9 protein-coding genes are annotated in these 13,310 nt (G+C 75.7%); 5 read left to right on the forward strand and 4 right to left on the reverse strand.

Features of this window, described 5'->3' with window-relative positions:
- Window positions 1-38: 38 nt before the first annotated feature.
- Window positions 39-1,325 carry a threonine ammonia-lyase IlvA gene (ilvA, locus tag ACI79Q_RS20065; RefSeq protein WP_456588588.1) on the reverse strand — a complete coding sequence of 429 codons (1,287 nt, stop codon included), beginning with the start codon at window positions 1,323-1,325 and terminating at the stop codon, window positions 39-41.
- Between the two features lie 123 nt (window positions 1,326-1,448).
- Between ilvA and ACI79Q_RS20070 the strand changes: the two genes are divergently transcribed.
- Window positions 1,449-1,979, forward strand: coding sequence for a flavodoxin family protein (locus ACI79Q_RS20070; RefSeq protein WP_456615243.1), 531 nt, complete (start codon window positions 1,449-1,451; stop codon window positions 1,977-1,979).
- Window positions 1,980-1,991: 12 nt separating this feature from the next.
- Here the strand turns inward: ACI79Q_RS20070 and ACI79Q_RS20075 are convergent, their stop codons facing one another.
- On the reverse strand, window positions 1,992-2,420 hold the full coding sequence (locus tag ACI79Q_RS20075; RefSeq protein WP_456615244.1) for an ATP-binding protein: 429 nt from the start codon (window positions 2,418-2,420) through the stop codon (window positions 1,992-1,994).
- A 67-nt stretch (window positions 2,421-2,487) separates the two neighbouring features.
- On the opposite strand from ACI79Q_RS20075, the gene ACI79Q_RS20080 reads away from it, so the two are divergent.
- From ACI79Q_RS20080 to ACI79Q_RS20095, 4 genes are read left to right on the forward strand one after another with little or no spacing between them, the layout of a single operon-like run.
- The gene (locus ACI79Q_RS20080; RefSeq protein ID WP_456596325.1) at window positions 2,488-2,838 is read left to right on the forward strand and encodes an STAS domain-containing protein; all 351 of its coding nucleotides are present in this window, start codon (window positions 2,488-2,490) and stop codon (window positions 2,836-2,838) included.
- Between the two features lie 10 nt (window positions 2,839-2,848).
- The gene (locus tag ACI79Q_RS20085; protein ID WP_456588558.1) at window positions 2,849-5,068 is read left to right on the forward strand and encodes a SpoIIE family protein phosphatase; all 2,220 of its coding nucleotides are present in this window, start codon (window positions 2,849-2,851) and stop codon (window positions 5,066-5,068) included.
- Window positions 5,069-5,123: 55 nt separating this feature from the next.
- A complete protein-coding gene (locus ACI79Q_RS20090) occupies window positions 5,124-5,546 on the forward strand; it encodes a hypothetical protein (protein ID WP_456596327.1) in 423 nt (140 codons plus the stop codon).
- A gap of 57 nt (window positions 5,547-5,603) precedes the next feature.
- Window positions 5,604-6,662: a DUF3048 domain-containing protein gene (locus tag ACI79Q_RS20095; RefSeq protein WP_456615245.1), complete on the forward strand. Its 1,059-nt coding sequence runs from the start codon at window positions 5,604-5,606 to the stop codon at window positions 6,660-6,662.
- A 27-nt stretch (window positions 6,663-6,689) separates the two neighbouring features.
- On the opposite strand, the gene ACI79Q_RS20100 is transcribed toward ACI79Q_RS20095, so the two are convergent.
- Together ACI79Q_RS20100 and ACI79Q_RS20105 are read right to left on the reverse strand one after the other, a co-directional pair.
- The gene (locus tag ACI79Q_RS20100) at window positions 6,690-7,025 is read right to left on the reverse strand and encodes a hypothetical protein (RefSeq protein WP_456615246.1); all 336 of its coding nucleotides are present in this window, start codon (window positions 7,023-7,025) and stop codon (window positions 6,690-6,692) included.
- A gap of 74 nt (window positions 7,026-7,099) precedes the next feature.
- The gene (locus tag ACI79Q_RS20105; RefSeq protein WP_456615247.1) at window positions 7,100-13,057 is read right to left on the reverse strand and encodes a DUF4011 domain-containing protein; all 5,958 of its coding nucleotides are present in this window, start codon (window positions 13,055-13,057) and stop codon (window positions 7,100-7,102) included.
- Between the last annotated feature and the right edge of the window lie 253 nt (window positions 13,058-13,310).

Raw genomic sequence — 13,310 nt, forward strand, 5'->3', positions numbered from 1 at the left:
CGGCCACCCCGGGCGCCCCAGGGGCACCGTCCGACGGGTCAGATGAGGAAGCGGTACGCCGTCGTGCCCGGCGCCACCAGCTGGATCCGCAGCGGGCTCGCCTCGATGCGGGCCAGCAGCGCCGGCAGCCCGTCGGCGCTGCCGAGCTCGATCCCGGTCAGCGCCGCGCCGGTCTCCCGGTTGTCCCGCTTCACGTACTCGAACAGCACGATGTCGTCGTCCGGGCCGAGCACCTCGTCCAGGAACCGGCGCAGCGCACCCGGCTCCTGCGGGAACTCGACCAGGAAGTAGTGCTTGAGGCCGCGGTGCACCAGCGACCGCTCGACCACCTCGGAGTACCGGCTGACGTCGTTGTTGCCCCCCGACAGCAGGCAGACGACGGTCTGCCCCGGCTCCACGGCCACCAGGCCACCGCTCACCGCCGCCGGCGACAGCGCGCCCGCGGGCTCGGCGATGATGCCGTCGGCCTGGTACAGGTCGAGCATCTCGGTGCAGATCTGGCCCTCGGGTACGGCGAGCAGCTCGGCGCCGGAGTCGCGCACCAGCGGATAGGTCACCGTGCCCACCCGCCGCACCGCCGCGCCGTCGACGAACGTGTCCATCTCCGGCAGCTCCACCGGCTCCCCGGCGGCCAGCGCCGCCGCCATGCCGGCCGCCCCCGCGGGCTCCACCCCGACCAGCCGGGTGGTGGGGGAGTGGTGGCGCAGCCAGGTGCCGCACCCGGCCAGCAGCCCTCCGCCGCCCACCGGCAATACGACGACGTCGGGCGCGGCGCCCAGCTGCTCGAGGAGCTCCACCGCCACCGTCGCCTGCCCGGTCACGGTGCTCAGCGCGTCGAACGCCGGCACCAGGGCCGCCCCGGTGGTGGCCGCGTCCACCGCGGCCGCGGCGGCGGCCTCGTCGTAGGAGTCGCCGGCGACGACGAGCGTGACCATGTCGCCGCCGAGCGCGGCGATCCGCTCCCGCTTCTGCCGCGGCGTCGTCCCGGGCACGTAGACCCGGCCGGGCACCTGCAGGGCGCGGCAGGCGTAGGCCACCCCCTGCCCGTGGTTGCCGGCGCTCGCGCAGACCACACCGGCCGCCCGGGCGGTGTCGTCCAGCCCGGAGATGGTGTTGTAGGCGCCGCGGATCTTGTACGAGCGGCCCACCTGCAGGTCCTCGCGTTTGAGCCACACGTCGGCGCCGGTGAGCCCGGAGAGCCGGGCGTTGCGCTGCAACGGCGTCCGCTCGGCCACCCCGGCCAGCCGGCGGCCCGCCTCCCGGACCGCGGTGGCGAAGGAGTCGGGCACCGCGTCGTCGCCAGGAGTGCTGCTCACACCGCCCATCGTCGACGACACGCCCCGTGCCCGGACGGGGAGGTCACGGTTTGGTGGGTGATCTGCCCCACGGGTGGCCGCACGGGCCTACGGTCGGCGCCCCCGGAAGCGGCGCGCGAGGCGGTGAGGTCGATGCCCGGAGCCCTGGTCGTCTACGAATCGGTGTCCGGGGACGCGAAACGGGTGGCGATGGCGGTCGCCCACGGGCTGTGCGGCCGGTTGTCGGTCGACGTCGCCTGCGCGCGCGAGGCCCCCATCCAGGTGCTGGCCGACGTGCGGCTGCTCGTGGTCGGCGGTCCCACGCACGCCTTCGGCATGCCCCGGCCGGTCACCCGGGAGAGCGCCGTCCGGGAGCACGGAGCGGACGTCCCCTTCGGGCTGCACGAGTGGCTGGACACGGTGTGGTTGCCGCGCGGCATCCAGGCCGCCGCCTTCGACACCCGGATGGACCGCCCGGTGCTGGTCACCGCGCTCGACCACGCGGCCCGGACCGAGGAGAAGCTGCTCCGCCGGCTGGGCGCGACCCTGGCCGCACCGGCCGAGCACTTCCTCGTCGCGGACGTCGTCGGCCCGCTGCTGGACGGCGAGGAGGACCGGGCCCGGCGGTGGGGGCAGGCGCTGGCGGAACTGGTGGCGCCGCACCCGATCCCGGTGCGGGGCTGAGCCGCGGACCGGTCAGAGCGGGTCGAGCAGCCGCAGGTGCGACTGGGTGCCCAGCCGCTTCTCGAAGGTCACCCGGTGCCGGCCGTCCTCCTGCACGAACCGCAACCGGTCGACGAGCGCGCGCATCAGCACCAGTCCGCGCCCCCGGTCGTCCAGCGGCGCGGTGGGGGTGTCCTCGGCGGAGCCGACGTCGAAGCCGGCGCCGCCGTCGAGCACGCTGATCCGGCACACCGCCTCGTCGATCGAGACGGCGACCTCGTAGGCCCCGTGCTCGGCGGCGTGGTCGACGACGTTCGCGCAGGCCTCGGTGAGCGCCAGCAGGATCTCGTCCATGGCAGTCTGCGGCACCGCCGAGTGCTCGAGCGCCTGCCGCAGCAGCCCGCGCGCCAGCGGCACGCTGTGCGCGTCGGTGGGCAACCGCACGCTGAAGTCGATGTTCACGGTCGCCCTCCCCTTCCCCGGTGGCCTACCCTCGGACCCCGGGGCGATGTGGTGCGGGAGGTGAACAGTGCTGTTCGACGTGGAGCGCACGACGGTCGCCGGGCGACCGGGCCTCACCGTACGGGGTGAGCTGGACATCGCCACGGCCCCGCAGCTGGCCGAGGCCGCCGAGGCACTGCTGGCCACCGCGCCCGAGGCGGTCGTGGTCGACCTGACGCCGACGGTCTTCCTCGACTCCTCCGGCGCCCGCACCCTCATCTCCGTCGCTCGCCGGGCCGCTGCCGTCGGCGCCGAGCTGCACGTCCTCGCCCCCCGGAGCAACCGCCCCGTGCGGCTGCCGATCGAGCTGCTGAAGCTCGAGGCGGTGGTGCCGATCGTGGATTCCGTCGGCGACCTGCCCGACCCCGTCGCCACGTAACGTCCCCTCGGTGACGAGCTCCCCAGCAGGCCCCACCACCGTCGACGACGACGCGCTCGCCCGCTGCGCCGAGGAGCCGATCGCCGTCCCGGGCGCGGTGCAGCCGCACGGTGTGCTCCTCGCGGTGGCCGAGCCCGGCCTCGGGGTCGTCGTCGCCTCCGCCAACGCCGCGCACCTCTTCGGCCGCCCGGTCGCCGGCAGTTCGCTCGACGAGCTGCTCCAGCCGGCCGACGCCGCTCGGCTGCGCGCGGGTCTGGCGGGCGACCTCGCCGAGCTGAACCCCCTGCGGGTGCGGGTGGCCGGCACCGACGTCGACCTCGTCGCGCACCGCGCCGACGGGCTGCTGGTCACCGAGTGGGAACCGGTCCGCGGCGCCGAGGAGGCCGGGAGCGCCTGGCACCGCCGGCTGCCGAGCGTGCTGCAGCGTCTGTCGGCCGCAGGCACCCTCGACGAGCTGTCCGACGTGCTGGCCCGCGACCTGCGCGCGCTCACCGGCTTCGACCGGGTGATGGTCTACCGCTTCGACTCCGCGTGGAACGGCGAGGTGATCGCCGAGGACCGCCGCGCGGACCTCGATCCCTTCCTGGGCCTCTGGTACCCCGCCAGCGACATCCCGGCCCAGGCCCGGGCGCTCTACGCCGCCAACTGGATGCGGCTGATCCCCGACGCCACCTACCAGCCGGTCCCGCTGGAGCCCGGGACGGTCGAGGGACGCCCGCTGGACCTCTCCGGAGCGATGCTGCGCAGCGTCTCGCCGGTGCACCTGGAGTACCTGGCCAACATGGGTGTGGTCGCCTCCATGTCGATCTCGCTGATCGATCGCGGCAGGCTCTGGGGCCTCATCGCCTGCCACCACTACGCCGGCCCGCGCCGCCCCTCCTACACCGACCGGATCGCTGCCGAGTTCCTCGGGCGCACCGCCTCGCTGTTGCTGCCCACGACTGTGGTCGCCGGTGAGCAGAGCGGCGTCGTCGAGGTCGCCCAGCGGCAGGCCGAGCTCGCTGCCGCCATCGGCCGTGCCCCGCGCAGGCCGGGCAAGGCCCTCACCGAGGGCGACGTCACCGCGCTGGACCTGATCCCCGCCGGCGGCGCGGCCGTGCGGATCGGTGGTGAGCTCCACCTGCTCGGCACCACCCCGCCGGCGGATCGGGTGGTCCCGCTCGTGCGGGCGCTGCTCGACGCCGGGGTACCCGCCACCGACACCGTCAGCCGGGTCGCTCCCGAGGCGGCCGATCTCGCCGGCACCGCCAGCGGCGTCCTGGTGGCCGAGGTGGCCGAGGTGGCCGGCGGCCGTGGGGACTTCGTCGCCTGGTTCCGGCCGGAGACGCTGCGCGAGGTGACCTGGGGCGGCAACCCGCACACCCCGAAGACGGCGCAGACCGACGCCGGGCCGCGGCTGAGCCCGCGCCGCTCGTTCGACGCCTGGAGCGAGACGGTGCGCGAGACGGCGCAGCCGTGGCGCGCGCACGAGGTCGCCGCCGCGCGCGCCTTGGCCGGCCTGCTCACCGAGACCGCCGTGAACCGTGCGACGGAGGACAACCGGCTGTCCGCCGCCCTGCAGCGCACGCTGCTGCTGGAGCAGCTGCCGACGGTGCCCGGCGTGGAGCTGGCCGCCCGTTACCTGCCCAGCGAGTTCGACGTCGTCGGCGGTGACTGGTACGACCTGGTGCCGCTGCCCGGTGGCCGGGTGTCGATCGTGCTGGGCGACGTCGCCGGGCACGGGCTCGCCGCCGCGGCGATCACCGCCCAGCTCCGGCACGCGCTGCGCGCCCACCTGCTGCGCGCCGCCGGCCCCGCCGCCGCCCTCGACGGGCTGAACCAGCTCATCGCCGCGCTGCTGCCCGGTGAGCTCGCGACCGCCGTCGTCGTGGAGCTGGACCCGGCCACCGGCGCGGTGGCCATCGCCAACGCCGGGCACCTGCCCGTGCTGCACGCGAGCGGCGGCGACGCCGATTACCTGCACGAGGGCCGGGGTCCGGCACTGGGGCTGCTGGACGTCGCCGGCTACCGAGAGGCACGGCTGATCCTCCAGGGCGACGACCGCCTGCTGCTGGTCAGCGACGGGCTCGTCGAGCGTGGGGCGGGAGGGCTGACCGCCGGGCTGGAGCAGCTGCGCGCAACCGTCGCGGGAGGGCCGGTGGAACCGCAGGCCCTGCTCGACGCGGTGCTCGCCGCGCTCGACCCACCGCGGACCGACGACGTGACGTTGCTCGGGATCGCCCGCACCTGAGCCATCGCGTGTGTCCGTGCCGCGGGGGCGGCGCGTGCTGAGGCACCCTGCTCGCGTGCGGAACGGGACGACGGGCCGCCCGGCGCGGCCCGGCAGCGCGCCGGGCTTCGTGCTGGTGTTGCTCGGCCTCGCCGTCGCCGTGGGCACGCTCGCGGTCGCCTGGGCACCGGCCGTGGGCGACGGGCGCCACGAGGTGTGCACGTCGCGCGGCGCGCCGTACTCCCCGCCCCACGAGTCCTGGCGGGTGGCGGGGACTGCGTCCGCCTGGCCGATCGGCGTGGTCTGCACCTGGACCGAGCCGGGCACGGGGGACGTCGTGCGCCAGGAGCCGGCGTGGGCGCCCACGGTCGTCGCCGGAACGCTCACCCTGCTCGGCTGCGGGTGGTTCGCCGCCGCCGCCGGGAGCCGTGTAACGGGTGCAGTACGAAGGGTGCGGGCGGCGGAGCGGCGGGCCGGTTCCGGCCGGGTGTCGCCCTAGCGTCGGCGGTCGGCCCCGTGCGGGAGCCGGACCTGCCCACGTCGGAGGAGTGCGAGCGTGACCCTTTCCACTCGGTGGGCTCCTCGGCTCGCTGCCCCCGCCCGCCGTCTCGGGACGGCGATGCTCCTCGTCGCGGCGCTCGCCGCCTGCGGTACCGAGCCGGGCACCCCGGCCGCGGCGCCCGCGTCGACCACCCCGCCGCCTCCGCCGGTGCTGTGGCCGCTCACCGGCCTGGACAGCCAGGGCACCGACGTCTACCGGCCCGCGCTGGCGGTGAAGATCGAGAACTCGGTCGACGCCCGCCCGCAGACGGGGCTCAACGCCGCCGACATGGTGTGGGAGCAGGTCGTCGAGGGCGGCATCCCCCGTTACGTCGCCGTCTACCACTCCACCGTGCCGGCCGAGATCGGCCCGGTGCGCTCGGTGCGGCCCATGGACGCCGCCATCGCCGCCCCGCTGGGCGGGCTCTTCGCCTTCTCCGGCGGGCAGCGGCCGTTCGTCGACGCCGTTGCGGACTCGGGGCTGCAGGTGGTCAGCCAGGACGCCGGCGCCGGCGGCTTCCACCGGCTGCCCGGCCGGTCCGCCCCGCACAACACCTACGCCGATCCGCACGCGTTCCTGGCGCAGGCCGACCAGGCCCACGGGAAGCCGCCCGGCGGCCAGTTCCTCCTGGCCCGGACCCCGGAGGAGGCGGGCGCGGTGCTGGCGGGTGTGCCCACCGGCGTCGTGGACCTGAAGCTCTCCGGCATCAGCCGGCCGCGCTGGACGTGGAGCCCGCCCGACGGTCGCTGGGTGCGCGCGGAGGCCGGCGTCCCCGCGGTCGAGGCCGACGGCACGCCGCTGCGCGCGACCAACGTCGTGGTCCTGCGGGTCGAGGTCGTCGACACCGCGTTCACCGACCCGGCCGGCAACCCGGTGCCGGAGACGGTGATGGTCGGCGGGGGAGAGGCGCTCGTCGCCACGGGCGGCAAGACGCTCGCCGCCACCTGGGCCAAGGGCGGCCCGGCGGATCCGGTCGCGCTGACCGGGCCGGACGGCAACCCGGTGTTCCTCGCCCCCGGCACGACCTGGGTGGAGCTGGTGCCGGTCCGGACCGGGTCGGTCACAGTCGGCTGAGCCGACGGCGAGGGGCCGGCCGCGGGTTCAGGCGGCGCTGCGGGCGTGCACCCGGGCTTGCACCCAGCCCGCGAGGCAGTGCAGCGCGGAGTGCTGCTCGGCCGAGGCATACCCCTGCTCGAACTGGATGGCCTCGAGCAGCGCGGTGCTGTCGACGTCGCCACCCCGGAAGAAGCGGTCCAGCACCTGCCCGGAGTCGGTGTGGCTGGTGAAGAAGCCGGCGATGCCGAGCGCGACGGCATCGGACACCGCGATGGTGACCGGGGCGTGCGCCATCGACCCGCGCCGGTCGAGGACCTCCTGGACGGCGGTCATGACCTGGTTCTCGGTGGCGGGCACCGTGGCCCGGCAGGCGATGCGCAAGACGTTCCTCCTTGAAATCGTTGTGCTCTCAAGGAATCGACCGAAGCGGTTCCGTGCTGCATCCCCCGTCCGGGTCAGGCGGTCAGCAGGCCGGTCGGCTGCTCGATGAGGCGGCCGGAGTCCAGTGCGCAGGCCAGCGCCTTCTCCAGCACCGGCGTCACCGAGGCGGCGCGCCGCTTGTAGCCGAAGACCGTGGCGGTCGCGGTCAGCAGCTCCTCGCGCTGCATCCCCGCGGCCGCCCGGCACAGCGCCGCCATCGCGTTCGCGACCTCCTCCGGTGCCACGTGCTCGAGCGGCCGGTCGGTGCTCGACACCTGCCGGCGGAACCCGGTCCAGGTGGCCCGGTCGATCCCCTCGGGCCACAGGTGCTCCCCGTCGACGGCCGACGGCGGCAGCAGGGACAGCAGCATCTGCTTGCGCGCCTCCGTGGCCCGGTTGAGCCCGAACGCGCCCACGGTGAGCTTGGCCAGCCGGTCCACGTGGACCGGCCCCTCGGCCTTGATGCCGGCGACCATCACCCGGCGCACCGCGCGCGCGGCCTTCGAGGCCGGCAGCTCGTCGAGCACCGACTTCTCGCCGGCGGTCTTGGGGATCCACGGCACGAACGGTGTCTCGCCCTCCAGGGCGGTCGGTCCGGCGGGCTTCTTCGCGGCCGCCTTGGGCGCCGGGCGGGCGGTCGCTGTCGGCACCGCCATCGAGGTCACCGAGGAGCGCAGCGCGGCCACGCCCTTGAACGACTCGACGGCGGCGGTGGGCAACGGCACCGGCTCGGGCGCCGGCCGGGGGACCGCGGGGGCGGCGTCCACAGCGGCAACCAGCCGGTCGACGACGGAGGCCGGATCGGCCAGCCACGCCGGCAGCCACACCCGCTCGACGACCGGCCAGCGCAGCATGTCGCCCAGCACCTCCGGCGGCAGCCCGTCCCGGTCGCCGACCGTGCCGCGGCGCGCCCACGCCGGCCCGTCCAGCAGCACCGCCATCAGCGGGGTCTCCGGGTCGGCGGCTCGACTGATCGACAGGTCGATCCGGAACTCCGAGAGGCCGACGTCGGTGCGCACGACCAGCCCGCGCTCGCGCAGCGCGGCCGCGATCTGCTCGCGGTGCCGGTCGACCACCGCCGCCGAGCGCGGTGAGCGCGGCAGCACGTCGGTGCCCTGCTCGGCCATGTCGAGGTAGGCCCGCAGGTGCTTGATGCCCACCGAGGAGGTCTCCTCGGCCCGCAGCTGCGCCGGGTCGAAGGAGGTGAAGACGACGACCTGGCGCCGGGCCCGGGTGATCGCCACGTTGAGCCGGCGCTCGCCGCCCTGCCGGTTCAGCGGGCCGAAGTTCAGCGGCAGAGTGCCGTCGGCGGTGGGGGAGAAGCCGGTGGAGAAGAAGACGACGTCGCGCTCGTCGCCCTGCACGTTCTCCAGGTTCTTGACGAACAGGCCCTCGCCGTCGGTGCGGTCGAGCGCGGCGGAGAGCCGGTCGTCGTCGGCGTCGCGCAGCAGCGCCTCGATGTAGGAGCGCTGCTGGGCGTTGAAGGTGACCACGCCGATCGAGGGGACGGCGTCGATGCCCTCCCACTGCGGAACGGCGTCGAAGCGGCGGCGGATCTCGGCGACGATCGCCTTCGCCTCGACCGGGTTGGTGCGCAGCAGCCGGCCGGCACCCGAGCGGTGGAACGTCCCGGGCACCCGCACCAGCGAGACCCCGCGCCCGTCGGGCTCGGCCGAGGCGCGCCCGTGCGTGGGCGCCGGGAAGGAGGAGAGCCGGCTGTCGTAGTACTGGGCGTTGGAGAAGGCGATGAGCGACTCGTCCTGGCTGCGGTAGTGCCACGACAGCCAGTGCCGCGGCACCCGCGCCTGCACGCACTCGCCGAGGATCGACTCCTCGTCCTCGACCGCGGTCTCCACCAGCTCCACCGAGTCGTCGCTCGCCGTGGTCGTCGGCTCGAGGAACGACGTCGGCGGCATCTGCTTGGAGTCACCGACCACCACGGCGGCCCGGGCCCGGCCCAGGGCCCCGATGGCGTCGGCCACCCGGATCTGCGAGGCCTCGTCGAAGACGACCAGGTCGAACTGGTCGGCCCGCGCCGGGAAGAACCGGGCCACCGAGTCCGGCGACACCAGCACGCACGGCATGACGGCGGTGATCAGTTCCCCGTACCGGGCCAGCAGCTGCCGCACGCCCAGGCCGCGCCGCTGCTTGGCCAGCTCCCGCTGCAGCGCGCCGACCTGGCCGGTGCCCATCGCGGCGTCGAAGGGCCTCGCGGCCAGCACCGACGCCGGCAGCGCGGCCGTCAGGTGCTGGCGGACGGCCCGCGAGGCCTCGGTGAACCGGGCGATCGCCGCCTCGTGGGCCTCGGCGTCGAAGGCGTCCAGCCCGGTGGCGACCAGCCGCTCGGCCACCGACGCGGTCGCCAGGCCGCGGTCCAGCGCGCGCACCGCGTCGTCGGCCGCGACGGCGCCGGTGATCAGCATCGTCCGGGCGTCGAAGAGCCCGGCGTAGCGCAGCGGCTCCAGGGTGTCGAGGAAGGAGACCCAGCGGCGCAGGGACACGAGCACCGAGCGCTCCGCGCCGGACCCGGACGGTGTCAGCAGGCCGCGCTCCGGGCGGGTCATCGACCAGCGGAGCACCAGGCCGTCCTCACCGGCCCAGGCGGCGAGCTGGTCCGACGAGCTGCGGCAGACGGCCAGCAGCGACGTGAGGGCGTCGCGCAGCCGCGCGACGGCTTCGGCGGGCTCCGGTGCGGCGGGCATGCCGGCGACGATCAGCTTGCGCAGCGCGACGTGGAAGGGCGAGGACCCGTCGACGGCGATGCCGGCGCGGCGGAGCCACTCGACCTGGCGCTCGAGCAGCCCGGGGTCGGTGAAGGGGTTCCAGCCCGGCGGCGCGGTCAGTCCCGGCACGGAGCCGACCCGGCCGGCGATCGCCTGCACCGCCGTCTGCACCCGCCACAGGTTCTCCACCAGCAGCGGGACGTCCCGGGGCCGCACCTTCGCCCCCGGTCGCAGGGCGGCGGCGATCTCGTCGCGCACCGCGACGAGCCGCTTCCGTCGGCCCCACCACCCGGAGGCCGCGGCCGTCTGCGCGCGGACGTAGATCTCGGCCAGGGGCAGTGCGAGCACCTCGGGGGTGGCGACGTCGAGGCCGGGGTGCCGGAACGCGGTGAAGGCGGCGACCTCGCCGAGCACCGCGCCGGTCGCCGTGGTCCAGCGGCCGCTGAACGTCTCGTCGAGCACGTCGAGGCCCACCGGGGGGCCCGAGAGCAGGTGCACCAGCGCGTCGAGGTCCTCCGGCGTCCGGACGTGGCGGAGCACGCCGCCGAGCTCGGGGAACCCGGACACCTCGCGGACCGCCGCGTCGACCTCGGCCGCGGCCGCGCGGGCCGCCGGCAGGTCGATCTCGGGGGAGTCGACGAACGCCCACGGGTGCCGCGGCGACGGCCGGGTGAGGTCGGCGATGTCGGGCAGCAGCGCCAGCGCCCGGCGGACGGCGGTCAGCACCTCGGCCGGGGCGTTGGCCACGAACGGCTCGGGCACCGGGAGCGCCGGGACGTCGGTGCCGGCGGTGAGCTCCGCGGTGCGCGCGCTGTACAGCGACAGGCCGACGGCGTTCTCGGCGTGCAGCCGGTCGGCGTAGCGGGCCAGCTGCCGGCGGGCCGAGCGCAGCGTCTCGGAGTCGGTGGCCAGCCCCTGCTCGTCGACGGCGATCGCGTGCTCCAGCGCCAGCCGGATCTGCGCCCGGACCATCGACGCGCGCGACCCCTTGTCGTGCAGGTCGAGGGCGAACATGCCCATGCCCACGGCGTCCAGCCGACGGGCCACGACGTCGAGCGCGGCGCGCTTCTCGGCGACGAACAGCACGCGCTTGCCGTCGGCGACCGCGCGGGTGAGCAGGTTGGTGATGGTCTGCGACTTGCCGGTGCCGGGCGGGCCCTCCAGCACGAAGGTGCGACCGGCGGTGGCCTCGGCGATCGCGCGCAGCTGGGAGGCGTCGGCGGGGACGGGCAGCCGGCCGGCGAGCTCGTCGAGGTCCACGTGGGCGCCGGAGTCGCGCGCCGGGTCGAGGAAGGGCTCGGTCGGCTCGTGCACGAGGTGGTGCACCAGCGGGTTCCGGCTGAAGTCGCCCCAGTGCTCGTCGAGGTCCTTCCACAGGCGGTACTTGGCGAACTGCAGGATCGCCAGGTCCGCCGTCGCCTCGACCCGGTAGGGCAGGCCGTGGCCGACGAGGCCCACCCGCACCGCCTCCAGGGCGCGCTCGAGGTCCGGGGTGCTCTCCGCGGTGTCGCTCAGCGCCGGGACCACCAGGCCGTGCACCTGGCGCAGCTTCTCCAGGAGGCAGTAGTTCGGGGTGCTCGCCCCGGACTCGTCCAGCGACAACCGGTAGGAGCCGGTGCGCCCGACCGGCGCGAGGACGACCGGCACCAGCAGCAGCGGGGAGCGCAGCGGTCGGCCGTCGAGCTCCCACACCAGCGAGCCCAGCGCCAGGTAGAGGTTGTTGGCGCCGGTCTCCTCCTGCACCGTCTTGGCCCGGTAGGCGAGGTTGCGCAGCCGGGGCAGGTACCCGCCGGAGGTGACGTCGGCGTGCACCTCGCGCCGCTCGACCAGCAGCTCGGTGAGCCGCTCGGCGGGCAGGTCGCCGGCGCCGGCGAGCCCGCGCTCGGTCTGCACGGCCGCCAGCCGGTCGCCCGGCAGCAGCGTGATCGGGGTGCCGTCGTGGATGAAGTTGTCCAGGATCGGCAGCGCGGTGCCCGGCAGCGTGAGGGGCAGCCCGGCGCGCTCGGTGTAGTTGATCAGCCGGTTGCGCAGGCTCAGGTCCAGCAGCGCGTTCTTCCACTGCTGCACCCGGGGCGGCGCCTCGGGACGGCTCGGCTGGTGGGCCGGCACCGGCCCGGCGGGGAACGCCGGGGCGCTGTGCTCGGCCGGCCGGTACTCCACGACCTGCAGCAGGCCCTCCGGCGTCCGGGCGCGCGCCGGCAGCGGGAGGATGCCGTCGCGCCGGGCGCGGTGGACGTCGGTGACGCCGAGGACGCGCTCGAGCTCGCCGGCGAGCCAGCGCTCGTGCGCCGGGCCGTGCAGGTCGGCGCCGGGCTCGCCCGCGCCGGTGAGCAGCGTGGTCTCGACCAGGCCGATCAGCCCGAGGTCGACCAGGTTGACCAGTGGCGCGCCGTCGGTCGTGGCGGCGGACTCGGAGCTGCGCTCCTCCCGCCAGTAGCCGAGGAAGGCGTGCGCCCCGCCCGCCATCGCCCCGCCCGCCGGCACCCCGCCGGCGCCCTCGGCCAGCCAGAGCAGCGGCCGGATGCCGGCCTGCTCGAGCGCCGCCGCGAGGAGGACGACGGCGTCCAGGGGCGTGGCCACCCGCCAGGTGAGGACGTCGCCGGGGGAGCGCACCTGCTGGCCGAGGTCGGCCCAGCTCAGCGGCGGCTCGGAGTGGCGGATCCCGCGGCGGCGCACGACCTCGGCCAGCGCCGCGACCACCTCGTCCACCCGCTCGGCGGTGGCCGCGTAGCCGACCATGGCGCCGCTGCCGGTCCGCTCCGCCAGCAGCTCGCCGGCCTCGGTGACCAGCCCGGTCACCGCGGGGTGGTTGGGCATGACGTGCGCGGCGAGCATCTCGAGCGCCAGCGGCAGGGGAGTGGCCAGCCACTGGTTGGCGGCGAGGACCTGCACCGGCGCGGAGGCCTCGCCGATCAGCGTGTCGTCGAGCCACACCTCGACGTCGACGACGCCGGGGCGCTGCTCCTCGACGTGCAGCATCGCGGCCGGGTCCATGACCAGGCCGATCCCGGTGAGCACCGTGGTGCGGCCGCCGTCGACGTCGGCCAGCAGCTCGACGGCCTGCGCGATCGGGCCCTCGGCGTCGCGCACCGACAGGCGCACGGTGACCCCGCGCAGCGAGCGCTGCGAGGTGAGCGCCAGGCGCGAGACGACCGGGATGCGGTTGTGCGCCAGCGCGTAGCTGAGCACCGGCGTGGAGGTCAGCTCGATGGAGACCACCGTCGGCGGCGCGACGACATCACCGAGCTGGATGTCGGCAGGGCTCTCCATGTCACCTGTCTACCGGGTCGGACGGACTGGTCCGCCCATGGTCCCCGACAGGAGGGGCGGATGTGGCGGGAGAGCCCGAACGTTGCTGGGGAGCAGGGATGGGCGGCGTCTCGATGGTTCCGATCCCGGCCGGTCCTGCCGATGGGCGAGCCGCCGGGGGCTTCCCTGGACGCGGGGGGGGGGGGGGGGGGGGGGGGGGGGGGGGGGGGGGGGGGGGGGGGGGGGGGGGGGGGGGGGGGGGGGGGGGGGGGGG

Source organism: Blastococcus sp. SYSU DS0828, from assembly GCF_054050975.1.